The organism is Pandoraea iniqua (assembly GCF_902459685.1).
In the GTDB taxonomy this organism is placed as follows: Bacteria; Pseudomonadota; Gammaproteobacteria; order Burkholderiales; family Burkholderiaceae; genus Pandoraea; species Pandoraea iniqua.
Genome location: NZ_CABPSF010000004.1, coordinates 177167 through 202377, shown reverse-complemented (window position 1 = coordinate 202377; position 25211 = coordinate 177167). Strand labels below are relative to the sequence as shown.

The following is a 25211-nucleotide window of genomic DNA, read 5'->3' as shown; positions in this document are numbered from 1 at the left end:
AGCAAATCGAACCCTATGCAATTGCTTGAAGTCCCGCCGAAGAGTGGTTATGTGTGGCTGCGCCAGGGTATCTGGCTATTCCGCAAGAACCCGCTCGCCATTCTGACGCTGCTCTTCGCCTATCTGTTCGGCGTGATGCTGCTCTCGATCCTGCCGGTCGTGGGCGCGTTTTTGCCGCTACTGTTTATTCCCGGCCTGTCGGTCGGTTTTATGGCGGCGTGTCGCGACATCATCAAAAACAAGCCCGTCCTGCCGCCCGTGCTGCTCGACGGATTCCGCGGCCACGGCAAGGACGTGGCGCGCCGGTTGCTCGCACTCGGTGGTTACTACATCGCCGCGATGATCGTGGTGTTTCTGTTCTCGGCGCTCTTCGACGACGGCGACCTGCTGGGCAAGATGCTGTTCGGCACCCGCATCGACGAAGATTCGCTCGTGGGTGGCTCGATGCCACAGGCCATGCTGGCGGCAGCCGTCGCTTATGTGCCGGTCGCGATGGCGTTCTGGTTCGCGCCGGTGCTCGTGGCATGGCATGACGTTTCGCCCGTCAAGGCGCTGTTTTTCAGCTGGACCGCGTGCGTGCGCAACATCCGCGCGTTTGTCGTCTACGGTATCTGCACGGCGCTCGTCGCCACGGTGCTGCCGGTGATCATCGCGCTGGTCATGACGGTGATCGGCGCAGGCAAGTACGCCATGATCGTGCTGATGCCTTACTCGATCCTGTTCACCGCCGTGCTGTATTGCTCGTTCTATGCGAGCTACCGCGGCTGTTTCGGCGTGCAGGAAATCGGCGCGATCGATCCGAACGTGGCACCGCCCGAGGCGTAAGCCGCCGGCGCAAGTCAGTACAAAACAAAGGGCACCCTCGGGTGCCCTTTGTTCATCTGCGGTCATCTGCGGGAATGCCGGCAAGACCGGCAAACGATCATTCGATCGGCTGAAGCTTCGCCACGGCCAACGCCAGCCACTTCTCACCGTGACGGCCGAACTTCACATGCGCACGCGCTTCATCGCCCGCGCCTTCCAGCCCGATGATCTTGCCTTCGCCGAACTTGGTATGGAACACGCCCTGCCCGACCTTGAAGCCCGTCCCGGCCGAGCGGGAACGGTCCGCCAGCGCCTGCTCCGACTTCGTGGCCGCCCATTCTTCCTGACGCGGCGCACTCGACTGCGGACGCGAGAACCAGTCACGCCCCCACGCCGGTTCGGTTTGGGCCGCACGCGCGCCCGGCTGGGCACGCGGCGTCAGAAACTTCAGCACTTCCTCGGGAATTTCTTCGAAGAAGCGCGAGCGCACGTTGTAGCGTGTCTGGCCATGCAACATGCGGCTTTGCGTGAACGACAGATACAGACGCTCCTTGGCCCGCGTGATCGCCACATACATCAGGCGACGCTCTTCTTCGAGCCCATCGAGCTCCTGCGCGCTGTTTTCGTGCGGGAACAGCCCTTCTTCAAGCCCCGTGACGAACACTGCCGTGAACTCCAGCCCCTTGGCGGCGTGCACGGTCATCAGTTGCACGGCGTCCTGCCCGGCTTCGGCCTGATTGTCACCGGCCTCGAGCGAGGCGTGCGACAGGAAGCCCGCCAGCGGCGTCATCTCCACCGGCGTATCGGCATCGACCACGCCATCGGGCGAAGCCAGCACATCGGGCGCGCCCGGCAACGCGGGGCGCATGGCGATCAGGCGGGCCGGGGCGTCCAGCCCATAACCCTCCTCCGCGATGAATGCCGTGGCGGCGTGTACCAGTTCCTGCAAGTTCTCGATGCGGTCCTGACCTTCCTTCTCCGACTGGTAGTGCGTAATCAGCCCGCTGGCATCGACCACATGCGTCACCACCTCCGGCAACGTCAGACGCCCTGTCTCATGGCGCATCTGCTCGATCAGACGCACGAACGCCGTCAGATTGGTGCCCGCCTTGCCCGTCATATAGGGCACGGCGGCGTACATCGAGCAGTTGTACAAACGCGCCGCGTCGGCCAGTTGCTCGAGCGAACGAGCGCCGATACCGCGCGTCGGGAAGTTGACCACGCGCGCGAACGCCGTGTCGTCGTTCGGATTCTCGATGAGGCGCAGATAGGCCAGCGCGTGCTTCACTTCCTGACGCTCGAAGAAGCGCAGGCCGCCATACACGCGATACGCAATGCCCGCGCCCACGAGCGCGTGCTCCATCACCCGCGACTGGGCGTTGCTGCGATAGAGAATGGCGACGTCCTGCCGCGACAGCCCTTGCGCCACGAGCGCCTTGATTTCCTCGACCAGCCAGCTCGCTTCCTGAAGATCGGTCGCGGCCTCATAAACGCGAATCGGCTCGCCATGCCCCGCATCGGTGCGCAGATTCTTGCCCAGTCGGCGGGCGTTGTTCGAAATCAGCGCGTTGGCGGCGTCGAGAATATTGCCGTGCGAGCGGTAGTTCTGCTCCAGCTTGATCATGTGCCGAACGCGGAATTCGCGCTCGAAGTCGGCCATATTGCCGACGTTAGCGCCACGAAACGCGTAGATGCTCTGGTCATCGTCGCCCACGGCGAACACCGCGCTGTTGCCGCCCGCGAGCATCTTGAGCCAAGCGTATTGCAGCTTGTTCGTATCCTGAAACTCGTCGACGAGAATGTGGCGGAAGCGCGTCTGGTAATGCACGCGCAGCGGTTCGTTGTGCTTGAGCAGCTCGAAACAGCGCAGCAGCAGTTCGGCGAAATCGACCACGCCCTCGCGCTGGCATTGCTCCTGATACGACGCGTACAGCTCGACAAACTTCTGATTGAAGGCGTCGTTGGCCTCGACCTCGTGCGGGCGCAGCCCCTGCTCTTTGGCGTTATTGATGAAATACTGGAGATTCTTGGGCGGAAACTTCTCGTCGTCGACATTGGCGGCCTTCATCATCCGCTTGATGGCGGAGAGCTGGTCGGCCTGATCGAGGATCTGGAAGCTCTGCGGCAGCCCGGCGTCGCGAAAATGCGCGCGCAGCATCCGGTTGCACAGCCCGTGGAAGGTGCCGATCCACATGGCGCGGGGGCTGATCGGGAGCATGGCGCCGAGGCGCGCCTGCATTTCCTTGGCGGCTTTGTTCGTGAAAGTCACCGCCAGAATGCCGGCGGGGCCCACGTGGCCTTGCTGGATCAACCACGCGATACGGGTGGTCAGCACGCGCGTTTTGCCGGAACCCGCACCCGCGAGAATCAGGGCAGGCTCGTCGGGCAGGGTCACGGCGGCCAGTTGTTCCGGGTTCAGATTAGCTAGCAAATCGGGCATGTCGGGAATGTTTTTCGAGTGAAGCCCGATTATAAATCCTGCTGCGGCGCGGAAACGGCACCGAATCTTTTATAATTCAAGGTTTCACGCATTACACGGTCATCCAATCCATGAGCGACAGCGACAATACGCTTGCCAAGAGCTTCGAGCCGCAGGACGTCGAAGCCCACTGGGGCCCCGAATGGGAACGCCGGGGCTATGCCCGGCCGACGTTCGACGACGCCCGCGAAGATTTCAGCATCCAGTTGCCGCCGCCGAACGTTACCGGCACGCTGCACATGGGGCACGCGTTCAACCAGACGATCATGGATGGTCTGACGCGTTATCACCGCATGAAAGGCGCCAATACCCTCTGGGTACCGGGCACCGACCATGCGGGCATTGCCACGCAGATCGTCGTCGAGCGCCAGCTCGACGCCCAGAAAGTCTCGCGCCACGACCTCGGCCGAGAGAAGTTCGTCGAACGCGTGTGGGAATGGAAAGAGAAGTCCGGCAACACGATCACCGGTCAGGTTCGCCGTCTGGGCGCCTCGATCGACTGGAGCCGCGAATACTTCACGATGGACGACAAGATGTCCCAGGCCGTGCGCGACGTCTTCGTCACGCTGCACGAGCAGGGGCTGATCTATCGCGGCAAGCGTCTCGTGAACTGGGAATCGACCCTGCTCACGGCCGTGTCCGATCTGGAAGTGGTGAGCGAAGAGGAAGAAGGCTCGCTGTGGCATATCCGCTACCCGCTGGCTGACGGCTCGGGCTCGCTCACGGTCGCGACCACGCGCCCGGAAACGATGCTGGGCGACGTCGCGCTGATGGTTCACCCGGAAGACGAGCGCTACAAGCACCTGATCGGCCAGATGGCCAAGCTGCCGCTCTCGGACCGCGAAATCCCGATCATCGCCGACGACTACGTCGATCTCGAATTCGGCACGGGCGTGGTGAAAGTCACGCCGGCGCACGACTTCAACGACTATGCAGTCGGTCAGCGTCACAACCTGCCGCAGATCAGCATTCTCACGCTCGACGCGAAGATCAACGAGAACGGCCCGGAAAAGTACCGTGGCCTCGACCGTTTCGACGCACGCAAGCAGATCGTTGCCGATCTGGACGCGCAAGGTCTGCTCGAATCCGTCAAGGCGCACAAGCTGATGGTGCCGCGCAGCGACCGCACGGGCACGGTCATCGAGCCGATGCTCACCGACCAGTGGTTCGTCGCGATGAGCAAGCCGGCACCGGAAGGCACGTTCCATCCGGGCAAGTCGATCACCGACACCGCGCTCGACGTCGTGCGCAGCGGTGAAATCAAGTTCGTGCCCGAGAACTGGACGACCACGTACAACCAGTGGCTCGAAAACATTCAGGACTGGTGCATCTCGCGTCAGCTCTGGTGGGGCCACCAGATTCCGGCGTGGTACGACGATGCGGGCAACGTCTACGTTGCGCGCTCGGAAGAAGAGGCCATCGCCAAGGCGAGCGCCGCCGGCTACACCGGCGCACTCAAGCGCGACGAAGACGTGCTCGACACGTGGTTCTCGTCGGCGCTGGTGCCGTTCTCGTCGCTGGGCTGGCCGCAGGAAACGCCGGAACTCAAGCACTTCCTGCCGTCGTCGGTGCTCGTGACCGGCTTCGACATCATCTTCTTCTGGGTGGCGCGCATGGTCATGATGACCACGCACTTCACCGGCAAGGTGCCGTTCAAGACCGTGTATGTGCACGGGCTCGTGCGCGACGCCGAAGGCCAGAAGATGTCCAAGTCGAAGGGCAACACGCTCGATCCGATCGACATCGTCGACGGCGTGACGCTCGACACCTTGCTGGCCAAGCGCACCACCGGGCTGATGAACCCGAAGCAGGCCGCGACTATCGAGAAGAAGACGCGCAAGGAATTCCCGGAAGGCATCGCGCCGTTCGGCACCGACGCGCTGCGCTTCACGTTCGCGTCGATGGCTACGCTGGGTCGCAACATCAACTTCGATCTGGCCCGCTGCGAAGGCTATCGCAACTTCTGCAACAAGCTCTGGAACGCCACGCGTTTCGTGCTGATGAACTGCGAAGGTCAGGACTGCGGCATGGCCCCGTGCGTGGGCGACTGCGGCCCGGACGGTCAGCTCGATTTCTCGCGCGCCGACCGCTGGATCGTGTCGCTCTTGCAGCGCGCGGAAGCCGACGTCGCAAAGGGCTTTGCCGACTACCGTTTCGACAACATCGCCACCACGATCTACAAGTTCGTGTGGGACGAGTATTGCGACTGGTACGTCGAACTGGCCAAGTGGCAGATTCAGAACGGCACGCCGGCGCAGCAACGCGCCACGCGCCGTACCCTGCTGCGCGTGCTCGAGACTGTGCTGCGTCTGGCGCATCCGGTGATTCCGTTCATCACCGAGGCGCTGTGGCAGAAGGTGGCACCGCTCGCCGGCCGCTACCCCGCCGACAAGGCACCGGGCGAAGCCAGCATCATGGTCCAGCCGTATCCGGTGGCCGATGCCAGCAAGATCGACGAGAGCGACGAAGCGTGGATGCAGCAGTTGAAGGCCGCAGTCGACGCGTGCCGTAACCTGCGCGGCGAGATGAATCTGTCGCCGGCGATGCGCGTGCCGCTGCTGGTCGCGGGCGACGTCGACTTCCTCAAGTCGATTGCCCCGTACCTGCAAACGCTGGCCAAGCTTTCCGAAGTGCAGGTGCTGGCCGACGAGGCCTCGCTCGACGCGCAAGCCGCTGGTGCACCGCTGGCCATCGTGGGTGCCAACAAGCTGGCGCTGAAGGTGGAAATCGATGTCGCTGCGGAACGCGAACGCCTCGGCAAGGAAGTCAAACGCCTTGAAGGCGAGATCGCGAAGTGCCACGGCAAGCTGTCCAACGAGAGCTTCGTGGCACGCGCCCCGGCGAACGTGGTGGAACTTGAGAAGCAACGATTGGTCGACTTTGAAGCGGTTCTCGGCAAATTGCAGGCCCAGCTCGCCCGCCTGCCCGCCTGAGATCTGCGCTATCCAAGAGGGAGATACCAATGAAAACAGTTGTCACCAAAGCCGTTTTCCCCGTTGCGGGCCTCGGCACCCGATTCCTCCCGGCGACCAAGGCGAGCCCGAAGGAAATGTTGCCGGTCGTCGACAAGCCACTGATTCAGTACGCGGTCGAAGAAGCGGCAGCGGCCGGCATCACCGAGATGATTTTCGTCACGGGTCGTAACAAGCGCGCGATCGAAGATCACTTCGACACCGCGTTCGAACTCGAATACGAACTCGAAACGAAGCAGAAGCTTGCGCTGCTCGACGCCGTGCGCTCGATCAAGCCTGCGAACGTCGACTGCTTCTTCGTGCGCCAGCCCAAAGCACTGGGTCTGGGACACGCGGTGCTGTGTGCAGAAAAGCTCGTGGGCGACGAGCCGTTCGCGGTCATCCTCGCCGACGACTTGCTCGACGGCGAACCGCCCGTGCTCAAGCAGATGGTCGATTTGTACAACCAGTATCACAACTCGATCATCGGCGTTGAAGAAATCCCCATCGAGCAAAGCCGCTCATACGGCATTGTCGAAGGCAAGGAATGGGGTGAGACGGACATCGTCAAGCTGACCAACATCGTCGAGAAGCCGGCACCGGAAGTGGCGCCGTCGAACCTCGGCGTGGTGGGCCGCTACGTGCTGCGTCCGCGCATCTTCGATTGCATCCGCGAAATCGATCCGGGCGCCGGCGGTGAAATTCAGCTGACCGATGCCATTCAGAAGTTGCTGCACGACGAAGTCGTACTGGCCTATCGCTACAAGGGCACGCGCTTCGATTGCGGCAGCAAGCTGGGTTACCTGAAGGCGACGGTGGAATTTGCACTGCGCCACCCGGAACTGAAGGACGCCTTCCGCGAGTACCTGCGCGATACGCACGGCGATCTCAAGTGAGGTGTGTGCAGGGTCTGAGCCGGTGAGGCGCTATCAGCAAGGTCACCGGCAGGATCAGCACCAATGAAAAAGCCGACGGCATGTCCGTCGGCTTTTTTGTGCCTGCTGCGCCTGAGATTGCTGGATGGCGCGGCGGTTGCCGCTTAACGGCGGCGCATCAGGAAGTAGAAGGTCTTTTCTTCTTCACGCGATTCGAGCAACTCGTTGCCGGTTTGTTTCGCGAAGGCAGCGAAGTCACGCGCCGAACCCGGGTCGGTCGCCACGATGCGCAGGACTTCACCGCTCTGCATGTCGGCGAGTGCCTTCTTGGCGCGCAAAATCGGCAGCGGGCAATTCAGGCCGCGTGCGTCGACTTCTTTCTGGAATTCCATGCTCATGTCCCTCTTGTCGGTCTCATTCGTATTTTCTGCCGGGCGTGGCCCGGAAACGTCGATTCTACCGTAGTCGCCGTGCGCAGACTGTGATGCGCAATCTCAGCCGGCAATCGACAAGCGTGCCGACTCCACGTATTCGACCGGCAGATTACGCCGCCGCAGCCATTCCGCCACCGCGTGCCCCGTGCCTGCGGGCCACGGCCGCACTTGCTCCGGCGCGACCAGACGGAATTCCGCGAGCTCTTCCGAGAGAAGAATGTCGCCATCGCACACCGCGTGATAGGCGATGATCAGCTCGTTCTTGCGCATGAATTCGTAGACGCCGAGCAGCGAAATCGCATCGGTTTCGAGATTGGTCTCTTCCTTGATCTCGCGGCGGATACCGTCTTCGGGCGTTTCATCGCGCTCGAGAAACCCGGTGATCAGCGCGAACATGCCCTCCGTCCACGCGGCATTGCGGGCCAGCAGAATCTGTCCGCGATACTCGACGAGACCGGCCACGACCGGCAGCGGGTTATCCCAGTGGACGAAGGCACAAGCCGTATCGGGACATGCCCGGCGAATGCGCCCGGCAACATCACGTGAGTCGAGCGGGGAGGCACAGCGGGGACAAAAAGTGAGTTCGTTCATGATCGTTCTTCAGCGAATCCGAATATCTTAAATGAACTCATGACGCGCTGCACATTCGCTAATTTCCGGGACGTAGCGGGCCGTTGTCCCGAAATCCGAAGCGTATAATCGGCCGACGTCTTTCAATATTTACCCCCGCCCCGTGTCAGACACTCCCCCCGCTTCCGAGGCGTCGTCACCGCCCCCCAGCGCGCCATCCAGCGTGCCACCTGCGGCCTCGCTGCCGGTGAGAATCGCACGCACCGGCGCCCATCGGTCGCGCCGTCTGTGGCACAACTACGGCGTGTTCTGGCTGGGCGCGGTGCTCGTCGGTCTGGTGTCGGTGGCCTATGCGAAGCTGGTCGATTTCGGCTTCGAGTTGTTTCAACGCATGTTGGCGCACGGCTTCTGGCTGCCACTCATCGTGACGCCCTTGGGCGCGGCGCTCGCCATCTGGCTGACGCAGAAGTTCTTCAAAGGCTCGGAAGGCAGCGGCATTCCGCAGGTCATCGCCACGCTTCAGGACGGCCGCCTCTCCCGGTCGCTGCTGACGCTGCGCATCATGTTCGGCAAGATCGCGATCTCGTTTCTCGGCATCCTGTGCGGCTTCACGATCGGACGCGAAGGCCCGACGGTGCAGATCGGCGCCTCGCTCATGTATGCGATGCGACGCGGCTACCGCCGCAGCAGCGCCCATATTGAACGGCAGTTGACGCTGGCAGGCGCGGCGGCCGGGCTCGCGGCAGCCTTCAACACGCCGCTCGCCGGGGTGGTCTTCGCCATCGAGGAATTGAGCCGCAGTTTTGTCGCGCGCAACAGCGGCACGTTGATCACCGCGATCATCTTCTCCGGGGTGGTGGCGCTGGGCTTGCAGGGCAACTATCTCTATTTCGGCCAAATCAAGGCGATCAGCGAATTCCATTGGACGCTGATCCCGGTGCTGATCGGTGCGAGCCTGCTGACCGGTGTTGCAGGCGGCGCGTTCTGCTGGCTGATGCTCAACGTGCCTCGCTGGATGCCTGCGTCGCTGGTCGGCATGCGCCGCGCGCATCCGGTGCGATTTGCCTTCCTGTGCGGCGTCGTGATCGCCGTGATCGGCATCGTCTCCGGCGGCACCACGTTCGGCAGCGGCTATGCCGAAGCACGCGGGCTGCTCGAATCGCACGAAGCGCTCTCGCCGCTCTACGCGCTGCTGAAATTCGGCGCGTTGTCGGTGTCGTATCTGTCGGGAATTCCGGGCGGTATCTTTGCCCCGTCGCTCGCGATCGGCGCGGGACTGGGCAACGTGATGTCGCACGTCACGGCGGTGGTGCCATTGCCCGCGATGGCTGCGCTGTGCATGGTGGGTTATCTGGCGGCAGTGACGCAATCGCCGATCACGTCGTTCGTGATCGTCATGGAGATGATCGACGGCCACCAGATGGTCATCCCGCTGATGGCCGTTGCGTTGCTCGCCACGCAAGTCTCGAAGGCGTTCTCGCCATCGTTCTATCACACGCTCGCGCACCGGTTTCTCACGCCGGAGATGCCCGCGACGCCGGCGACACCGAAGGCTTGAACAACCGGGCCGGGGCGCACACCCCGGTCCAGCCGCCTTTCCCGGTTATCCCTCAGCAGCTATCCCTCAGCAGCTATCCCGCCGCAGTTATCTCGCCGCAGTTATCTCGTCGCACTCAGCGCCCGAATATCGGCCGCCAAACGCTCGACCGTCTCCGCACGCGTATCCCATGCGCACATGAAGCGGCAACCGCCTGCACCGATGAACGTGTAGAACTTCCACCTCTTGGCGCGCAGCGCTTCGATCACGTGCAGCGGCAGCTCGGCAAACACCGCGTTGGCCTGCGTCTCGAACATGATCGAGACGCCCGGCACGTCGCGAATGCGCTCGGCGAGCAACTGCGCCATCGCGTTCGCGTGCCGCGCGTTGCGCAACCAGACATCGTTTTCGAGCATGCCCAGCCACGGCGCGGAAATAAAGCGCATCTTCGACGCCAACTGACCGGCCTGTTTCACCCGATAGGCGAAATCTTCCGCCAGCGCGCGGTTGAAGAACACCACCGCTTCGCCGACCGGCAACCCGTTCTTGGTACCGCCAAAGCACAGCACGTCGACCCCGGCGCGCCATGTCACATCGCCCGGATGGCAGCCCAGCGTTGCGACAGCATTCGCGAACCGCGCACCGTCCATATGCACGCGCAGGTTGCGCCGCTTCGCGACCGCTGCAATCGCTTTGACTTCATCGACCGAATACACCGTGCCGACTTCCGTAGCCTGCGTGAGCGTGACCACCTTGGGCTTCGGGAAGTGAATATCCGAGCGCCGGTTGATCACCGACTCGACCGCTTCCGGCGTGAGCTTGCCGTCGTTCTCGCGCCCGCGCGCCGTCAGCAGCTTGGCGCCGTTGGAGAAGAATTCCGGGCCCCCGCACTCATCCGTCTCGACGTGCGCCAGTTCATGGCAGATGACCGAGTGATACGACTGCGAGAGCGATGCCAGCGCCAGTGAATTGGCTGCTGTGCCGTTGAAGACGAAGAACACCTCGCAATCGGTATCGAACAGCGTGCGCACACCGTCGCAGACGCGTTGCGTCCACGTGTCGTCGCCGTAGGCCACTTCGTGACCGCTGGCGTTGGCTTCGGTGAGATAGTGCAGCGCCTCTGGGCAGATGCCCGCGTAGTTATCCGAGGCGAAGTGCTGCGGCACGTCCTGCGATGCGTGGGTAGCGTGCGCTGCGGCAGGCGTTGCGGCGCTGGCGGAAAGTGAGGAATTCGTGGAATTGGCGGGGTGTTGCGACATGACGACCTCTTCAATACAACGGGGATCGCCGGTCGACCCCCGACCTTGGGCGCTACGGCCGGCTTACTCGGGACGCGGGTCCGACCAGAGCGTGCCGCCCGTGGCCCAGTTCTCGCGTTTGGTGTCGGTAATGATGATGTCGACCGATTCCGGCGAGCAACCGAGGGTCTCGACCGCGGCGGCGGTCACGGCCTTCACGAATGCGCGCTTTTGATCGACCGTACGGCCTTCGAACAACTCGACGTGAAACGTAGGCATTGCTATCTCTCTCCTGATGTTGTTGTCGTGACTCGCTCAGATCCGAGGCGACTCGCTGCAACCGCAGCAATACGTTGCCATCAGTCTCGAAACGAGCTGTCCATTCTATCGAGTTTGCGCAGCAATGCGGGCCACTCCATCTCGCCTTCGATGGCACCGCCGTCTTCGAGCTGCACGGCCGTCTTGTCCTGCACCGCGGCGCTCGGCAAATAGGGCGGCGCACCACCCACGAGCGCCTGCAACTGAATCTCGCAGGCTTTGATCAGGGTGGCCATCAATACGAACGCCTCCGCGACCGTGCGCCCGACCGTGAGCGTGCCGTGATTGCGCAGCAGCATCGCCGGATACGCCCCGAGCGATGCCACCAGACGCTCGCCCTCCGACGGCGAAAACGCCAGACCCTCGTAGTCGTGATAGCCGATCCGCTCATGAAAACGCAGCGCGTGCTGCGAGATCGGCAGCAGGCCGTGCGGCTGAATCGAGACCGCGATGCCCGCCGTGTTGTGCAGATGCATGACGCAAACCGCATCCGGGCGCGCCGCATGCACCGCGCCGTGCAGCGCAAAGCCGGTGACATTTACGGGATGCTCGCTGTCGCCGACAATCTCGCCGTCCATCGTGATCTTCACGAGATTCGACGCCGTCACTTCATCGAACGCCAGTCCGAACGGATTGATCAGAAAATGCCCGGGCTCGCCGGGCACCATGGCCGAGATATGGGTGTAGATGAGATCGTCCCAGCCGTGCATCGCCACGAGCCGGTAGCATGCCGCGAGGTCGACACGCATGCGCTGCTCGGCGTCGCTCATGCCCGTGGCGGCCTTGCGGCCCGCCTGCAATGTAAAAGCCATGTGAAATGCTCCTGCACAAAGAGGGATGCGCCGCTCAAGAGGCGGACTCAAGAGCGAACTCAGGGGGCGCGTTCGAGCGAGCGCCGCCAGTCCCAGACGAAGCCGACGGCGCCGAGCGCGAGCACGGCGGTCGCGCACAACAGCGCTGCCGTGAAGCTGCCGGTCGTCTCGACCAGCGGTGCCGCCACCAGCGGCCCGACGATCTGCCCGATGCCGTAGGATGCCGTCACGAGTCCGATCAGACCATTGGCATTGTCCCCACGCAGCCGGCGGCATTCGCGCACGGTATAGACCGTGATCGCCGTGAACGGCAGGCCCACGAGCACGCTGCCCAACGCGAAGCCCACCACGTTCGGCAAGACGATCCCGATGCCCACGCCCAGCCCCTGCATGACGTAGCAGGCGGCGAGCAACAGACGGTTATCCCACGACACAGGCGCACGCGCGCCGATAATCGCCCCGGGGATCACCATCAATCCGAGCAGCGGGAAAAACAGATCGGGCCACGGCGAACCGGGCAGCGCGTGACGCGCAATCACCGGCAGGAAGGTCGCGGTAATGATGTAGCCGAACCCGGCAAAGCTGTAGAACACCGTGATCGGAATCACGTTCTCGCCACTGCCGTGATTCACGGCATGCGGCGCTGCGTGAGCGGCGGCATCGCCCTCCGGCTTGGTGGCGGCGGGCGCATCGGCGACAAACGTGCGCCAGATCACCGCCAGTAACACCAGCGCGAGCACACCGCACAGCAACCATCCACCGCGTGCGGGCCAGCCGAATGCGCTGTTCACATTCGCCAGCAAGCCGGTCACCACGATGCCCGCCCCCGGCCCCGCGAAGATCACCCCGCCCAAGCTCGGCATGCGCAACTCGCCCAGCTTGCGGAAGCCCCAGCCTGCCGAGAACACCATCGCCCACGCGCTCATCACACCCGCCAGTGTGCGCACGATCGCCCACACCACAAACGATTCCAGCAGCCCCATGGCGAGTGTGAGCACGACCGTGGCCGCAAGGGCAAAACGAATCAGGAACGTCGGCGTGAAGCGCAGCCACATGCACGAGAGTGCGCCGATGAAATAGCCGGCGTAATTGAGCGATGCGAGCCAACTGCCGTGCTGAATGTCGACGAGGTGCTCGTGCAGCATGAGCGGCAGCATCGGCGTGAAGGCAAAGCGGCCGATGCCCATCGCGATCGACAACGCGAGCATGCATGACAGCGCGATGCGCCAAGCCGCGCGTTCCGGCGACGGTTGATGCGACGAGGCAGGTCGGGCGGAATCGGCGAGTGTGGCTGACATGGCGTTGGCTAACCCGCGAACGGGCGTATCAGGGGGCTCGGAAGATGTGCAGTCCGAAAAGCGCGAATCGGTGCACGCAGGCTCAGTCAGCGCTATCCGCTCACATCGATGCCCACTATCGTGCCGAATACTTTACATGGAAAACATCACGGGAAGCGATTGTTCCCCTAAGCCATCAGGGGCAATCGATATGCACTCGATATGCAATTGCTGTGCAATCGACACCCCCATGCAAAACGCGCGCCGAAGCGCGCGTTTGCGAAAACCACCTGCCGGGCGAATGACAGCCGGGGCGTACGTGGCGGCAACTGTACTGCCAGCGCCGCCGCACGCCTCGATGTCACACCGGCATTACAGCTTGCCGGCCACCCAGCCCTGCACGCCGGCAAGCGCCTGCGGCAGTTGCGACGGGTCGGTACCGCCCGCCTGTGCCATGTCGGGACGGCCACCGCCCTTGCCGCCCACCTGCTGGGCCACAAAGTTGACCAGCTCGCCCGCCTTGACCTTGCCCGTGGCATCCGCCGTCACGCCCGCGATCAGGCTGACCTTCCCGCCTTCGACGGCAGCCAGCACGATGGCTGCGCTCTTGAGCTTGTCCTTGAGCTTGTCCATCGTCTCGCGCAGCGTCTTGGCGTCAGCGCCTTCGAGTTGCGCGGCCAGCACCTTCAGGCCATTGACGTCCACCGCCTGCTCGACCAGTTCGTCGCCTTGGCTCGAAGCAAGCTTCGACTTGAGCGCGGCGAGTTCCTTCTCGAGCGACTTCACCTGTTCCTGCACCTGCGCGATACGCGGCGTCAGTTCGGCCGGCTGCGTCTTGAGTGCCGCAGCGGCTTCATTCACCTGATCGTCGAGCTTCTGCACGAAGCGCACCGAGTTGTCGCCGGTGATCGCTTCCACGCGGCGGATACCGGCAGCAACACCGCCTTCCATCACGATCTTGAACAGGCCGATATCGCCCGTACGCGCCACGTGCGTACCACCGCACAGTTCGCGCGACGAACCGATGTCGAGCACGCGCACTTCGTCGCCGTACTTCTCGCCGAACAGGGCCATCGCCCCGCCCTTGACCGCGTCGTCGAACGACATCAGCGCAGCCTGCACCGGCGCATTGGCCAGCACTTCCGCGTTGACGATGTCTTCCACGCGACGAATGTCGTCGGCGGTCATCGCTGCGTTATGGGCGAAGTCGAAACGCGTCTTGTCGGCGTCGACCAGCGAGCCCTTCTGCTGCACGTGGCCGCCGAGCACTTCACGCAGGGCCTTGTGCATCAGGTGAGTCGCCGAGTGGTTGCGCACGGTGCGCGCGCGGCGCACGGCGTCGACTTGCGCCGTCACCGTCTCGCCCACCTTCAACTCGCCCGATTCGAGCTTGCCATAGTGACCGAACACGTCGGCCTGAATCTTCTGCGTGTCAGACACTCCGAAACGTGCACCGGCCGTGGTGATCAACCCTTGATCGCCCACCTGACCGCCCGACTCGGCGTAGAACGGCGTGGTATCGAGCACCACGATGCCCTGCTGGCCGGCCTTGAGCGACGTCACGCTCGTGCCGTCGACATACAGCGCCGTGACCTTCGCGCCTTCGAGGGCGAGGCGGTCGTAACCTTGGAAGCGCGTCTTGTCGCCGTCGTACTCCAGCGCCGTGGCCATCTTGAACTTGCCGGCCGCACGGGCCTGCTCGCGCTGGCGCGCCATGGCGGCGTCGAATGCGGCCTCGTCGACCGAGATGCTGCGCTCGCGGCAGACGTCTGCCGTCAGATCGAGCGGGAAGCCATACGTGTCGTGCAGCTTGAATGCGAGTTCGCCGTCGAGCGTCGTCACGCCGCGCTTGGCCAGATCGGCCAGCGCGCCCTCGAGAATCTCCATGCCGTTCTCGATGGTTTCGCCAAAGCGCTCTTCTTCCTGCTTGAGCACGTCGGTCACGCGCTGCTGCGCCTGCGCGAGTTCCGGATAGGCCACGCCCATCTCGGCCACCAGATCCGGCACCAGCTTGTAGAAGAACGGTTGCTTGCGGCCGAGCTTGTAGCCGTGGCGGATCGCGCGGCGGATGATACGGCGCAGCACGTAGCCGCGGCCTTCGTTGCCCGGAATCACGCCGTCGACGATCAGGAACGAGCACGCGCGAATGTGATCGGCGATCACCTTGAGCGAGTTGGCGCTCAGGTCGGTCACGCCGGTCTCGCGGCCAGCGGCCTTGATCAGGTGCTGGAACAGATCGATTTCGTAGTTGCTGTGCACGTGTTGCAGCACAGCGGCGATGCGCTCCAGCCCCATGCCGGTGTCAACGCACGGCTTGGGCAGCGGCGTCATATTGCCCTGCTCGTCGCGGTTGAACTGCATGAACACGAGATTCCAGATCTCGATGTAGCGGTCGCCGTCTTCTTCCGGCGATCCCGGCGGGCCACCCCACACATCGGCACCGTGGTCGAAGAAGATTTCCGAGCACGGACCGCACGGGCCGGTGTCGGCCATCTGCCAGAAGTTGTCCGACGCGTAGCGCGCGCCCTTGTTGTCGCCGATGCGGATGATGCGCTCGGTCGGCACGCCGACTTCCTTCGCCCAGATGTCGTAGGCTTCGTCGTCTTCCTGATAGACGGTGACCCAGAGCTTGTCCTTGGGGAGCTGGTAGACCGTGGTCAGCAATTCCCACGCGTACTGGATCGCTTCGCGCTTGAAGTAGTCGCCGAACGAGAAGTTGCCCAGCATCTCGAAGAACGTATGGTGACGGGCGGTGTAGCCCACGTTCTCCAGATCGTTGTGCTTGCCGCCGGCGCGCACGCTGCGCTGTGCCGTGGTCGCTCGCTTGTAGGGGCGCGTCTCAAGCCCGAGGAAGACGTCCTTGAACTGCACCATGCCGGAGTTCGTGAACAGCAGCGTGGGGTCATTGGACGGCACGAGGCTCGACGAGCGCACGATCGTGTGGCCCTTCGACTCGAAGAAGTTAAGAAATTTTTCCCGAATGTCTGCGACTTTCATAGCGTGCTTGAGAGCGTGGGGGCCGGGCTGGCTGCGCCTGGCGGGATATTTTGCAAACTTTTGATTATACGGGAAATCGGCACCCACACAGCGTCGGCGCGCCAACCGCAGTGCGAAACGGCGCTGGTCAGACGCCGGAACTCCGCCATAGACTCTTCGCCATAAGTTCCGCATTGCAAAACAATGTTTCGCACATGACGTGCAACGCCGTCACTGTCCGAAGCGATCGAGGAGAGAGATAACGATGGGCGCGCTGAGTCATATCCGGGTGCTGGACCTTTCACGTGTGCTGGCCGGTCCGTGGGCCACGCAGAATCTGGCCGATCTGGGCGCAGACGTGATCAAGGTCGAGCGTCCCGGCGTGGGCGACGACACGCGCAGCTGGGGGCCGCCCTACCAGCGCGATGCCGACGGCCGCGATACCGCCGAGGCCGCCTACTACCTCGCGGCAAACCGCAACAAACGCTCGCTCACGCTGGATATCTCGCGCCCCGAGGGGCAGGCCATCGTCCGCGCGCTCGCTGCGCAAAGCGATGTCGTCGTCGAGAACTACAAGGTCGGCCAACTCGCAAAGTACGGTCTGGACTACGCCTCGCTCAAAGCGGTCAAACCCGATCTCGTCTACTGCTCGGTCACGGGCTTCGGTCAGAACGGGCCGCACGCCACACGCGCCGGCTACGACTTCATCATTCAGGGGATTGGCGGCTTCATGAGCATCACAGGCGAGCGTGACGGCCTGCCCGGCGGCGGCCCGCAGAAGGCCGGCGTGGCGATTGCCGACCTGATGACCGGCATGTACGCGAGTCTGGCCATCATGGCCGCCCTCACCCATCGCGACCGCACCGGCGTGGGCCAGTACATCGACATGGCGCTGCTCGACACGCAGGTCGCCATGCTCGCCAATATGAACACCAACTACCTCGCCAGCGAAAAGGCGCCGGTACGCTGGGGCAACGCGCATCCGAACATCGTGCCGTATCAGACGTTCCAGACGGGCGACGACGGTTGGATCATCGTCGCCGTGGGCAACGACGGCCAGTTCCGCAAGTTCGTGGAAGCCGGCGGCGAAGCGGCGCTCGCCGACGACGCACGCTTTGCCACCAACCCGTCGCGCGTGCGCCATCGTGAAGTGCTCGTGCCGATGCTCGCCGAGATGGTTCGCAAGTTCGGCAAAGACGCGTGGATCGATAAGCTCGAAGCCGCAGGCGTGCCGTGCGGGCCGATCAATACGCTGCCGGAAGTGTTTGCCCACCCGCAGGTGGTCGCACGGGAAATGGCCATCGAATTGCCGCACCCGTCGGGCGGTGTGGCGCGCCTCGTGGCCAGCCCGATGAAGATGAGCGAAACCCCGCCGGTCGCACGCACCGCACCGCCCACGCTCGGGCAGCACAGCGACGACATCCTGCGTGAACGTCTGGGCTTCGACGAAGCGAAGATTGCGGCACTGCGTGAGACTGGCATCGTCTGACACGAATCTGCGTTGCAGGAGAATCCATATGGCAAATCGCATGAATCCACCCGTCATCGCAACGCCCGGCGCGACGTTGCGGCGGTGGCGCGTCCTACGCCGGATCAAGCAGGCGCATGCGGCCGAGTGGCTCGGCGTGTCGCAATCGACGATATCGCGCTGGGAGGCGGGCACGCTGCCGATCACAGGCGATGCGCTCGCACGTATCGAAGCGCTGTTTGCAGCGCGACTCGACTCGGCGGCCGATCATGCGTTACAGCGTCTGGTGACGCACGACGCGCGCGCCGTGCATCTCGTGTGCGATCACACGCATCGTCTGCTCGCGTGTTCCGCATCACGCGCGGCGGAGTTTTCGCAGCCGCTGCCGGCATTGATGGGGGTGTCATTGTGGCCCTTCGCCACCGAGGCGATCGTGACGCGCGAAGCCTCGTTGCGTGACGCGGGATGGTATGAGCAACGCACGCCGTCGATCGAGTTCGATACCGGCAGCAACGACTCGTTGGCGATACCGATTCGCGAAAGCCGTTGTCGCTGGACACGCCTGACACTCTCCGACGGCACCGTCGCGCGTCTGGTCGAGACATTGCAGACGCGGTGACCGATGTCGGGATTGACGGCCTCTGCCACGCATAATTTATGCGTAGCGGCGAAGAGGGCCCCGAACTATGCTGATGCGTTGAAATGGCATAGATAGGCACAGGAGGCGATTCACATGTCGCACATGACGCACGAACAGATCGAAGGCAGGTTGAATTTCCTGCGCACATGCGAGCGGCTGAAGGACGTGCTCAGAAGTGGTTACACGTCGTCCGGGCGCCGGGAAAGCACCGCCGAGCACAGTTGGCGGCTCAGTCTGATGGCGATGTTGTTCATGGATCAGTTGGGCGACGTCGACAGCACGAAGGTGCTGGCGTTATGCCTTGTGCACGATCTTGGCGAGGCGTTGGGCGGCGATGTGCCCGCGCCGGAACAACTGGCGGGCGGTGGCAAGGACGACATCGAGCGACGCGACCTGTTGAAGATATGCGAACCGCTAGACGCCTCGATGCGCGCGCAAATCGTCGGCTGGCGGGAGGAGTACGCACAAGCCGCGACGCCCGAAGCGCGGGCAGTGAAAGCGCTCGACAAGCTCGAAACCCTGCTGCAACACACGCAGGGCCTTAACCCGCCGGACTTCGATTACGCGTTCAATCTGTCCTACGGACGGCAATACACGGATGCGATTCCACTGCTGCGGGCCGTGCGAGAACAAATCGACGAGGCAACCCGAGCGCGCCTCGCCTAGACGGAATCCCGGGCTGTGAAATGTCGCCGCGCCCGGAAATGGCTTTTTGATATACTCTTGCGCTCGCGAGACCCACGATCACGTATCGGCAGTCCTCGCGCCCTCCCTGTAGTTCAATGGATAGAACGAGTGCCTCCTAAGCGCTAGATACAGGTTCGATTCCTGTCGGGGGGACCAAGCACTAGTTGCTCAACGTCCGGTACGCCTGCGTTTTCGGACTTCCCGCATCCACGGGCTCGGCGCATCCGGCCATTTCGGGTCGCGCACAACGCCCCGTCCCGCACGCTTCCTGATAGCTGACGCTCTTCGCACTCAGGTCCGGGCCCTCCAGCACATAAGCGCCCTTGTCTGTCCACGCACCTGCGCGCACTTTGTCGCTGCCCCACAGCAGACACGTCCCCGACTTGCCATTCTCCGTGCATGGCCACGCCGTAATGATCGCGGAACGGCCATTACAGATACCCCCCGCGGCATGGGCCGGCACCGCGCCGAAAGCCATCGTCAGAACCCCTGCCATCCCCGCCAATGCGATCGCGCCATTCATGCTTGCTGCCATTGCGTCGTTCTCCTGATTACAGTTTTACCAATAACCCCCGGAGGACCTGGGTGCGATTTGAACCGCACTCCTTTGACTTCATCGCAACCTTAATGGCCGTCTGATCGCACGTTCGCAACGACTTGGCGAACTATCGAAATTTCCAACGATGCATGCCCGGGCAACCTCACCGATATATGCATCGCCGTAATAATAACGTCACACAGACGACTCGCAAACCCCCGCCGCCATTGGCGTTGCCGGAAGATAGTTAACATACGTATGGATAACCCCTAATCCTTTCCTAATACGCAGGGATTCAGTGCCCTAATCCATTCGTAATCCCCGTGATTTTTGATAGGATTGCCACCCATTTCCGACGTGCTAGCATGCGGCGCGGGATGTTCTTACGGAGCATTTCAGCGTAGGAGTCCTAGCGTAGATCGCTTATCAATACTGATCTCTCCCGCTTTTCGGACTCCTGGCATGCGGCAGCGACACCGACTCGGCCGGCTCGACATTTCATCGAACCCGGCAACGCTGCCCATCTTCCAGAACAACATTCTAAAGAACTAGGAAAATGGCACACCAACTCGTAAAAGTCACCGCCCTGCTTCTCGCAGCAGGCATCACGGCGGGTTGCTCCACCATGAACATGGGCAGCAGCAGCGCGAAGACGGCTGCCACTGGCTCGGCTGGCGGCGCGAACTCGGAAAACGCCAATCAGCAGCTCGAAAAGTGCGACCGCCCGCTCGGCACGATCGCCGTCATCGAAGACACCACCGCCCCGTGGTACGGCGTGCTGACCGGTCAATACAAGCTGGGCTCCACGGTGCCCGTGCTCAAGCTCCTGGTGCAACAGTCGAACTGCTTCGTCGTGGTCGATCGCGGCCGCGGCATGAACACCATCATGGGCGAGCGCGCCCTTCAGGATTCGGGCGAACTGCGTAACAAGTCGAACTTCGGCAAGGGCAAGATGGTCGCCGCCGATTACGCCATCAGCCCGTCGATCACGTTCACCAACAACAACGCAGGCGGTGCCGGCGCCAGCGTCGCCGGCCTTCTGCCGGGCGGTATCGGCGCCGCCATCGGCGCGCTCGCCGGCAGCATGAACTCGAAGGAAGCCAGCACGCTGCTGACCGTCATCGACAATCGCTCCAGCGTGCAGATCGCCGCCGCAGAAGGCAGCGCCAGCAGCATGGACTTCGGCGCACTCGGCCGCATCATCGGCAGCTCGGCCGGCGGCTCGCTGGGCGGCTATTCGAACACGGCGGAAGGCAAGGTCATCGTCGCAGCGTTCACCGACTCGTACAACAACGTCGTGCGCGCCGTGAAGAACTATAAGCAACAGAACGTTGCCGGTGGTCTGGGCACGGGCGGCCAACTGACGGTTCAGGGCGACGATGCGCCCGCACCGAAGAAAGTCGTGAAAAAGAAGAAGACGACGTCGCAAGCGCAATCGCAGTAATTTCAACCGAGCGCCAACCGCCGCGTTGGCATCGGACAGCTATCGGGCTGTATCGGGTATTAAGCGCCGGATGACGTCTTCCCCGACGTCGTCCGGCGACAAATATTTTGCCCGCCGGCAAACGAATCCGGCCCGGTGGCAAAAGCCACACACCGCTGCCGGCCGCCCCCTCCCCTATCATTTCTCACGAGCCTGCCAGACCTTGCGCAGGCGCACGTTGCCGCCCTAGGCCCCTATCGGGCGCCCGGCGCGGTCTCTTCGCCGCATTGCCCATTCTCGATGCCGGGATTCGCATGACGAAGCCTTCCTCACGCACGCCCACGCCCTGCCCGCCAGCCTCGGGCGACACCTCGCTCCCTGACACCACCGAAGCCATCGCCCATGCCTGGGCGCAAGTCGGCGCGGCATTGAGTCCGCATCCCGATTGCCCGTTGCCGACGTGGACCGGCGGGGGCGACACGTTGCATCAGCACCTGATCGTGATCGGCAGCGGGCACGAGGGCGACATCGTGGGTCAACTGCGTCATCTGGAGACAGCCGCGGCGCGATTCGGCAAGGTGGGATTCGTTGGCCCTGCCAACGTGCGACGACTCGTGGAATGGTCGCTGGGAGATCGTGTGGTGGTGCTCTCGCGCATGCCGCGCGATGTCTCCGACTGGGATCTTCGCTGCGCGCTGGGCGCGCTGGCCCGGACCCTCGGCCCGCACGCGGCCGCCGCACACGCCGGCATGCCCCATCTGCGCGTCGCCGCTACGTCTGCGCGTCATTGGCGCGACCGGCTGGCCGCATCGGCGCAACACGGGCTTTGCGTCGGGATTGCGTGGCCCGGCATCACCGCTGGCGGTCAACGTCCGGGCGCGGCACCCGCGCCAGACGACACGGCGGCTCGTGGCCGCCCGCTCGCCAACGTGCCCATGGCTGATCGGTCAACGGAACTCGCCGGACTCGCGCGGCTGACCGCGCTGACACCACTGATTCCCCTGCTCGCCGTGCCCGGCGTTTCGTGGGTACCGCTTGGCACCCACGGTCACGCGACCACGGACGCAACGCCGCCGTCGCGCGTCGACTGGATCGATTGGCGCGCCGACTGCGACGATCTCGCGGACGAAGCCGCGCTCATCGACAATCTGGATCTCGTGATTTCTCTGGATGTTGCCCGCACCCACCTCGCCGGGGGGCTAGGGGTGCCGGTCTGGCACGTGGATGCTTCGGCTCAGTCCTCGGTCGCCGGGTACTCACAGATGCGGCGCTTCGGCGCACTGTCGGGGAATGTCGAGAACGACTGGCGCGATGCGGTCGAGGCGGCGGCGCAAGCCTTGCACTCGCTCGCCGCCGAATTTCAGGGCTGGACCCGCTGATCCGGCAAACCATCGGAGGTTTGCCGGCATTTCCGGCAGATTAGCCCAGTCGGGAAATCAACCGGCTGCCGCTCACGCAGCCCAGCGATCCCCAACCTGTGCCGTCTTCACCCACGCCATGAATGCAGCGGCTTCCGGCGTATCTGCCGGGGCCGACCAGCTCGCGTAATCGGCTTCGACAAACGGGCGATACGGGCCATGCTTCGCTTCGAAGATGACAGCGCCCGGGTCGAGCGAGAGCACCGTGTGATGCACGTTGACCGGTGACTCAATGACCAGCGTGTCTTCACCAAGCACCTTGCGATCCGTCACCACACCGGCCTCGTCGAACGTCAACACCACAAAACGGCCACGCAACGCGGTGAGCAACTCCCAAGTGTGACGATGCAGGTGCGGACGAATGTAGGTCGCCGGTTCCATGGCAATCGCCAGACGCTGAATCGGATCGTCCAGCGCGTCGTGCAGATTCTGGTTCATGCGCAGACGCGGCGACTGCTCGGCTTGCTGGGTCAGCGCGTCGAGCGCTTCGTGAGTCAACGTTTTCATATCGGAATCGTGGGGAAATATCGCGCTTGATGGGTATTGGGCATTGCTGGGCGCTGTGGTCGAGAGTGTAGCAAACCGCGGCCGGGGCCCGCCCATGAAAAAACCCGCCTCTCGGCGGGTTTTCTCGACTTCGCAAATCATTGCGCCATGGTGGCGCAACGGCATGCTTAGTACATCTTCTTCTTCAGGGTCTGGCTGCGCAGACGCTTACGCAGACGGGCCACGGCAGCAGCCTTCTTGCGCTTGCGCTCAGCCGTCGGCTTTTCGTAAGCCGCACGTGCCTTAACTTCCTTGATCAGGCCCGTGCCATCGATGGCGCGGCGGAAACGACGCAGTGCGACTTCAACGGGTTCACCGTCTTTGATAACGATCTTGGTCATGCAATAACTCGTATAGTGAATCGGCTCAGAAAGCCGGAATATTAACTACCGCGCAAAGATACCCTTCACCGCCCTGCCGGAGATTCCTCCTGCCAGGCGCGACGAACGGACTTGCCACGGACTGCACTACACCACATCTGGCGGGACCGCGACTCACCTCCTCGGCGATCTCCCGATTGGCTTTTAATGTCCGCTCTCGCTACCTGCGCTTTTACGCTGGCCCCGAAGCGTACATCCCGCCTTCCAGACTGGCTGAATGGGTTGACTGATGGTGAAACCGCGCTCTTCGTTCGTCACTGAGCACAATTCCCCCGCGATGCCCAAGTTTTGGACAAGGTCGGGATTATACACACAAAGCGCGTGAATTGCACACGATTTGCAGTCCCAGCGAGGCAAACGGGCTCCGCGGTCAGCTGCGGAGCCCGTTTGGACCGGGAAAAGCAGGAAAGACGCGGGAAATCAGCGCGAAATTGCACCATCGCACCGCGCCTCCCCGCCTCTCCGCTGCCCCGGGATCGGGTCGAGGCCGTCGGCCGTCGACCCGCAATACTTAGAACTTGTGACGCAGGCCAGCGATCACGGCGATTTGCGACTGTGCGCCGGTGCCCGTCGGGCCGCCCACGTTGTCGATCGCTGCCACAATCGCGTCACCCGTGGCGCGTTGATAGACGCCCGTCAGGTACGATTCCGTGCGCTTGCTGAAGGCGTACACGCCACCGGCGTTGACTTGGAACCAGCGCGGCTTCGTGCCCTTGGTGATACCCGACAGGGCCGTCGCACCGCTCACGCTGCCGTCGCTGTAGACGAATGCCAGACCGCCCAGCAGGTTCGGGGTGATCTGGTACTTGCCGTTCAGTTCGAACGTGTTCACGCGAATCGACGACTGATTGACGTAGTTGATCTTCGCGTAGCTGTACACGAAGCCGATCGTGGCGGCCTGAATCTGGTACGACACACCGGCGGCGGCGATGTCGTGCTTGTCGACGGCGCTCGTGTAGAAGATGTCGGTGGCGCTCGAGTAGTCGTTGGTCACAGCGCCGTTGGCGTTAGCTGCGCCCGGGCCGGCCAGATGCATGTAGCCGGCGGCAGCCATCAACGGGCCGTTGGCGTACGAAGCGCCAACGCTCCATGCGTTATTGTTCGAGAAGCCCGTGCCGTTACCGGTGTTCGGTTGATTGCTGAAGCCGTACAGTGCGCCGAACGAGAACCCGTTGTAGTTCACGCTCGTGTACTTGACCGAGTTGTTCACGCGGAACGAGTTGTACAAGTTGTCGATATCGCCGACGTGTGCGCCGTACTGCGTGGCCCACTGCTTGGCCGACGTGAGCGGGCTCACGAAGTCGACCACGGAGTCGTATTGACGACCGATCGTGACCGTACCGGCTTGTGCGCTTTGCAGGCCGACGTAGGCCTGACGACCGAACATGCGGCCGTTCTGCGACATCGTGCCGTTGGTCAGGGCGAAGCCGTTTTCCAACACGAACACGGCCTTCAGGCCGCTACCCAGATCTTCCGAGCCCTTCAGGCCCCAACGGTTGCCTTGGCCGATACCGCTCACGGCCTGGATGTTGTGGGCCCCCTTGGCGTTCAGGCCGGAGGCAACGTTATTCACATAGCCAATGCCAGCGTCGATCACGCCGTAGAGCGTCACATTGCTTTGAGCCATGGCCGGAGCGGCCACTGCGAAGCTGGCGAGGGCCAGTGCGGTACGTTGGATGCGCTTCATTCTTATCCTCTTTGGTAGTGATTTTTTGAATTCTTGTCCGCTGAGCGGATCTCTCCAGACGATGCCGGCTGCCACGTGCCCCGTGACACGGATTGCTGCAACCGCATATGCAATGGAGTACTCACCAAATGATCAGCGGTGCTTTCCTTATGA

At 63.0% G+C, this 25211-nt stretch carries 21 protein-coding genes and 1 tRNA gene; 10 read left to right on the top strand and 12 right to left on the bottom strand.

What is annotated here, in order from left to right; genetic code table 11:
- Positions 1–15: 15 nt before the first annotated feature.
- Complete coding sequence (locus PIN31009_RS16615; protein WP_058377958.1) at positions 16–825, top strand: BPSS1780 family membrane protein; 810 nt, start codon at positions 16–18, stop codon at positions 823–825.
- Positions 826–922: 97 nt separating this feature from the next.
- Here PIN31009_RS16615 and PIN31009_RS16610 read toward each other — a convergent pair whose 3' ends face one another.
- Positions 923–3244: a UvrD-helicase domain-containing protein gene (locus PIN31009_RS16610; RefSeq protein WP_150684727.1), complete on the bottom strand. Its 2322-nt coding sequence runs from the start codon at positions 3242–3244 to the stop codon at positions 923–925.
- A gap of 110 nt (positions 3245–3354) precedes the next feature.
- Here PIN31009_RS16610 and PIN31009_RS16605 point away from each other — a divergent pair, with 110 nt between their 5' ends.
- The gene (locus PIN31009_RS16605; protein ID WP_150790999.1) at positions 3355–6216 is read left to right on the top strand and encodes a valine--tRNA ligase; all 2862 of its coding nucleotides are present in this window, start codon (positions 3355–3357) and stop codon (positions 6214–6216) included.
- Positions 6217–6245: 29 nt separating this feature from the next.
- On the top strand, positions 6246–7130 hold the full coding sequence (gene galU, locus PIN31009_RS16600) for a UTP--glucose-1-phosphate uridylyltransferase GalU (RefSeq protein WP_058377955.1): 885 nt from the start codon (positions 6246–6248) through the stop codon (positions 7128–7130).
- Between the two features lie 143 nt (positions 7131–7273).
- Here the strand turns inward: galU and PIN31009_RS16595 are convergent, their stop codons facing one another.
- Complete coding sequence (locus PIN31009_RS16595) at positions 7274–7501, bottom strand: sulfurtransferase TusA family protein (RefSeq protein ID WP_058380179.1); 228 nt, start codon at positions 7499–7501, stop codon at positions 7274–7276.
- Positions 7502–7603: 102 nt separating this feature from the next.
- A complete protein-coding gene (locus PIN31009_RS16590; protein ID WP_058377954.1) occupies positions 7604–8134 on the bottom strand; it encodes an NUDIX domain-containing protein in 531 nt (176 codons plus the stop codon).
- A 202-nt stretch (positions 8135–8336) separates the two neighbouring features.
- Between PIN31009_RS16590 and PIN31009_RS16585 the strand changes: the two genes are divergently transcribed.
- Positions 8337–9671 carry a chloride channel protein gene (locus tag PIN31009_RS16585; protein ID WP_246185718.1) on the top strand — a complete coding sequence of 445 codons (1335 nt, stop codon included), beginning with the start codon at positions 8337–8339 and terminating at the stop codon, positions 9669–9671.
- Between the two features lie 101 nt (positions 9672–9772).
- Here the strand turns inward: PIN31009_RS16585 and PIN31009_RS16580 are convergent, their stop codons facing one another.
- The 5 genes from PIN31009_RS16580 to alaS form a co-directional block, all read right to left on the bottom strand.
- Entirely contained in the window at positions 9773–10909 is a 1137-nt protein-coding gene (locus tag PIN31009_RS16580) for a threonine aldolase family protein (RefSeq protein ID WP_246185717.1), read from the bottom strand.
- Positions 10910–10972: 63 nt separating this feature from the next.
- On the bottom strand, positions 10973–11185 hold the full coding sequence (locus tag PIN31009_RS16575) for a 4-oxalocrotonate tautomerase (RefSeq protein ID WP_281355878.1): 213 nt from the start codon (positions 11183–11185) through the stop codon (positions 10973–10975).
- A 62-nt stretch (positions 11186–11247) separates the two neighbouring features.
- Positions 11248–12018 carry a class II aldolase/adducin family protein gene (locus PIN31009_RS16570; RefSeq protein WP_150684729.1) on the bottom strand — a complete coding sequence of 257 codons (771 nt, stop codon included), beginning with the start codon at positions 12016–12018 and terminating at the stop codon, positions 11248–11250.
- Between the two features lie 59 nt (positions 12019–12077).
- Positions 12078–13316: a YbfB/YjiJ family MFS transporter gene (locus tag PIN31009_RS16565; protein ID WP_150790998.1), complete on the bottom strand. Its 1239-nt coding sequence runs from the start codon at positions 13314–13316 to the stop codon at positions 12078–12080.
- A gap of 351 nt (positions 13317–13667) precedes the next feature.
- Positions 13668–16292: an alanine--tRNA ligase gene (alaS, locus tag PIN31009_RS16560; protein WP_150790997.1), complete on the bottom strand. Its 2625-nt coding sequence runs from the start codon at positions 16290–16292 to the stop codon at positions 13668–13670.
- A 244-nt stretch (positions 16293–16536) separates the two neighbouring features.
- Here alaS and PIN31009_RS16555 point away from each other — a divergent pair, with 244 nt between their 5' ends.
- From PIN31009_RS16555 to PIN31009_RS16540, 4 genes are all read left to right on the top strand, one after another.
- Positions 16537–17760 (top strand): CaiB/BaiF CoA transferase family protein, encoded by a 1224-nt coding sequence (locus tag PIN31009_RS16555; RefSeq protein WP_150790996.1) that lies wholly within the window; start codon positions 16537–16539, stop codon positions 17758–17760.
- A 28-nt stretch (positions 17761–17788) separates the two neighbouring features.
- Entirely contained in the window at positions 17789–18358 is a 570-nt protein-coding gene (locus tag PIN31009_RS16550; protein WP_246185716.1) for a helix-turn-helix domain-containing protein, read from the top strand.
- Positions 18359–18481: 123 nt separating this feature from the next.
- Positions 18482–19045 (top strand): HD domain-containing protein, encoded by a 564-nt coding sequence (locus PIN31009_RS16545; protein ID WP_150791143.1) that lies wholly within the window; start codon positions 18482–18484, stop codon positions 19043–19045.
- Between the two features lie 102 nt (positions 19046–19147).
- Positions 19148–19222: transfer RNA gene (locus tag PIN31009_RS16540), tRNA-Arg, on the top strand.
- A 4-nt stretch (positions 19223–19226) separates the two neighbouring features.
- Here PIN31009_RS16540 and PIN31009_RS16535 read toward each other — a convergent pair.
- The gene (locus PIN31009_RS16535; protein ID WP_150790995.1) at positions 19227–19601 is read right to left on the bottom strand and encodes a hypothetical protein; all 375 of its coding nucleotides are present in this window, start codon (positions 19599–19601) and stop codon (positions 19227–19229) included.
- A 559-nt stretch (positions 19602–20160) separates the two neighbouring features.
- Between PIN31009_RS16535 and PIN31009_RS16530 the strand changes: the two genes are divergently transcribed.
- Both PIN31009_RS16530 and PIN31009_RS16525 read left to right on the top strand, forming a co-directional pair.
- A complete protein-coding gene (locus tag PIN31009_RS16530; protein WP_150684744.1) occupies positions 20161–21048 on the top strand; it encodes a CsgG/HfaB family protein in 888 nt (295 codons plus the stop codon).
- Positions 21049–21341: 293 nt separating this feature from the next.
- Positions 21342–22406: a glycosyltransferase family 9 protein gene (locus PIN31009_RS16525; protein ID WP_150790994.1), complete on the top strand. Its 1065-nt coding sequence runs from the start codon at positions 21342–21344 to the stop codon at positions 22404–22406.
- A 72-nt stretch (positions 22407–22478) separates the two neighbouring features.
- On the opposite strand, the gene PIN31009_RS16520 is transcribed toward PIN31009_RS16525, so the two are convergent.
- The 3 genes from PIN31009_RS16520 to PIN31009_RS16510 form a co-directional block, all read right to left on the bottom strand.
- On the bottom strand, positions 22479–22952 hold the full coding sequence (locus PIN31009_RS16520; RefSeq protein ID WP_150684746.1) for a WbuC family cupin fold metalloprotein: 474 nt from the start codon (positions 22950–22952) through the stop codon (positions 22479–22481).
- Positions 22953–23119: 167 nt separating this feature from the next.
- Complete coding sequence (gene rpsU / locus PIN31009_RS16515) at positions 23120–23332, bottom strand: 30S ribosomal protein S21 (protein WP_010806331.1); 213 nt, start codon at positions 23330–23332, stop codon at positions 23120–23122.
- Between the two features lie 550 nt (positions 23333–23882).
- Positions 23883–25058, bottom strand: coding sequence for a porin (locus tag PIN31009_RS16510; protein ID WP_150790993.1), 1176 nt, complete (start codon positions 25056–25058; stop codon positions 23883–23885).
- Positions 25059–25211: the final 153 nt, after the last annotated feature.

Bases quoted from the DNA above. Each gene is read 5' to 3' on its own strand.
- PIN31009_RS16615 (WP_058377958.1), top strand. From the start codon at position 16: ATGCAATTGCTTGAAGTCCCGCCGAAGAGTGGTTATGTGTGGCTGCGC.
- PIN31009_RS16610 (WP_150684727.1), bottom strand. From the start codon at position 3,244: ATGCCCGATTTGCTAGCTAATCTGAACCCGGAACAACTGGCCGCCGTG.
- PIN31009_RS16605 (WP_150790999.1), top strand. From the start codon at position 3,355: ATGAGCGACAGCGACAATACGCTTGCCAAGAGCTTCGAGCCGCAGGAC.
- galU (WP_058377955.1), top strand. From the start codon at position 6,246: ATGAAAACAGTTGTCACCAAAGCCGTTTTCCCCGTTGCGGGCCTCGGC.
- PIN31009_RS16595 (WP_058380179.1), bottom strand. From the start codon at position 7,501: ATGGAATTCCAGAAAGAAGTCGACGCACGCGGCCTGAATTGCCCGCTG.
- PIN31009_RS16590 (WP_058377954.1), bottom strand. From the start codon at position 8,134: ATGAACGAACTCACTTTTTGTCCCCGCTGTGCCTCCCCGCTCGACTCA.
- PIN31009_RS16580 (WP_246185717.1), bottom strand. From the start codon at position 10,909: ATGTCGCAACACCCCGCCAATTCCACGAATTCCTCACTTTCCGCCAGC.
- PIN31009_RS16570 (WP_150684729.1), bottom strand. From the start codon at position 12,018: ATGGCTTTTACATTGCAGGCGGGCCGCAAGGCCGCCACGGGCATGAGC.
- PIN31009_RS16565 (WP_150790998.1), bottom strand. From the start codon at position 13,316: ATGTCAGCCACACTCGCCGATTCCGCCCGACCTGCCTCGTCGCATCAA.
- alaS (WP_150790997.1), bottom strand. From the start codon at position 16,292: ATGAAAGTCGCAGACATTCGGGAAAAATTTCTTAACTTCTTCGAGTCG.
- PIN31009_RS16555 (WP_150790996.1), top strand. From the start codon at position 16,537: ATGGGCGCGCTGAGTCATATCCGGGTGCTGGACCTTTCACGTGTGCTG.
- PIN31009_RS16550 (WP_246185716.1), top strand. From the start codon at position 17,789: ATGGCAAATCGCATGAATCCACCCGTCATCGCAACGCCCGGCGCGACG.
- PIN31009_RS16545 (WP_150791143.1), top strand. From the start codon at position 18,482: ATGACGCACGAACAGATCGAAGGCAGGTTGAATTTCCTGCGCACATGC.
- PIN31009_RS16535 (WP_150790995.1), bottom strand. From the start codon at position 19,601: ATGGCAGCAAGCATGAATGGCGCGATCGCATTGGCGGGGATGGCAGGG.
- PIN31009_RS16530 (WP_150684744.1), top strand. From the start codon at position 20,161: ATGGCACACCAACTCGTAAAAGTCACCGCCCTGCTTCTCGCAGCAGGC.
- PIN31009_RS16525 (WP_150790994.1), top strand. From the start codon at position 21,342: ATGACGAAGCCTTCCTCACGCACGCCCACGCCCTGCCCGCCAGCCTCG.
- PIN31009_RS16520 (WP_150684746.1), bottom strand. From the start codon at position 22,952: ATGAAAACGTTGACTCACGAAGCGCTCGACGCGCTGACCCAGCAAGCC.
- rpsU (WP_010806331.1), bottom strand. From the start codon at position 23,332: ATGACCAAGATCGTTATCAAAGACGGTGAACCCGTTGAAGTCGCACTG.
- PIN31009_RS16510 (WP_150790993.1), bottom strand. From the start codon at position 25,058: ATGAAGCGCATCCAACGTACCGCACTGGCCCTCGCCAGCTTCGCAGTG.